The following is a 1455-nucleotide window of genomic DNA, read 5'->3' as shown; positions in this document are numbered from 1 at the left end:
TTATTGAATTACTTCAAAATTTAAACCAGAATTTAATATTTGTCAACTGACTTTCAATTCCATTCATAAAAAAATCTTTTATAGAAAATGAAATTATATTTTATTATAAATTTAAAATTCCCCTTAAAAAACATAGAATTCAAATAGATTTAATTCGAAGAAACGTAATAAAACATATGAAACTTATTGTTTTTAATCAAATTCCAACTTTATAACAAAAGATGAATAATTAGTCATTCTGTATATCAAAAGAACATTCACAAAAAAATCTTCTTTTATGATTAAAATCTTCTTTACTGTTTATCAAATTTATATGGTTAAACTACTTAATCAAACGATACACTACAAGTCAAAAATATGTACTTATACAGAATGATTACAGACATTTTTTCATATCATTTCTCAAAGAACTATAAAGCAATAAAACAAATAAAATTAGCAATATGGTTGCTTGACAAGCAAAAAAAATATATTTATGCTTGCTACACGAAACAAACACATAAAATTTATATTGCTTAACCTGTTAGGTGAGGCTCCTATGCAAACACAGGCTATTGCCCAAAAATGTCGAAAGACGCCAATGGGTAGAACAGGAATTGTCGGATTAAGGCTCTTCTTAAGATAGCTAAGTAATGAATTTTCATTACTTTACGTTGTATAGTGCCAAAGCTCTACTAGAGGGAAAAAAGCCTTATTTACTCATGCCATTTTGAATCCCTCTAGTTACATACTAGGGGGATTTTTGCGTAAAAAACAGGGAATAAGCGATAGAATCTTCCTAAACAAAAGTCATATTTAGTAATTGACGAGAACAAGATTCTATTCATTAGCAAATGTAATATTATGTTTTGTTTTAAATCAGGAGGATATTAAAATGAAAAAAATATTAAAACTCGATTATCTATTGCTCCTTCCTCTATTCATAACATGTACTTTAGGTATTATCATGATGTATAGTGCAAGCTCCATTGTCGCTGTCCAACATTACGGTTATAACAGTAGACATTTTGTTGATTCTCAATTAACAAAGCTACTTTTAGGAACAATAGGATTAATAATTTGTGCTTTACTCCCATATGAAATATGGAAAAAACGAATAGTCTCAATCTGTATTATGGTTGGGGGGATTTTTTTATTAATTATGGTTTTATGGAAAGGAAAAGTGGTAAATAATGCTCAATCATGGATCTTTGGAATACAGCCAGCTGAATTTCTTAAATTAGGAACAATCCTTGTAACAGCCCGTTTTTTTGCATTGCGACAAGAACAAGCTAAAAATAACTGGAGTGGTATCGGAAAACTTTTATTTTTTTTAGCTACAATTTTTTTTCTTATCTTTAAACAACCAAATTTAGGATCTGCACTTTTAATATTAGGTATAGGTTTTAGCATATTTCTTTGTTCAGGAATAAATATAAATCTACTAATCAAAAGAACTACCATCGGTTCTATTTT

General features: G+C 28.2%; 1 protein-coding gene and 1 riboswitch. The gene reads left to right on the top strand.

The window, feature by feature from the left end; translation table 11 throughout:
- Positions 1-512 precede the first annotated feature (512 nt).
- Positions 513-689, top strand: a riboswitch (M-box (ykoK) riboswitch).
- Positions 690-874: 185 nt separating this feature from the next.
- A partial coding sequence (locus ATL10_RS30695; RefSeq protein ID WP_142670044.1) for an FtsW/RodA/SpoVE family cell cycle protein occupies positions 875-1455 on the top strand: 581 nt, incomplete at its 3' end.

The sequence above is a fragment of the Bacillus sp. 196mf genome (genome assembly GCF_003217275.1).
GTDB classification, from domain to species: domain Bacteria; phylum Bacillota; class Bacilli; order Bacillales; family Bacillaceae_G; genus Bacillus_A; species Bacillus_A thuringiensis_S.
The sequence above is the reverse complement of the archived record's forward strand: the minus strand, read 5'-3'. Positions and strand labels throughout refer to the sequence as shown.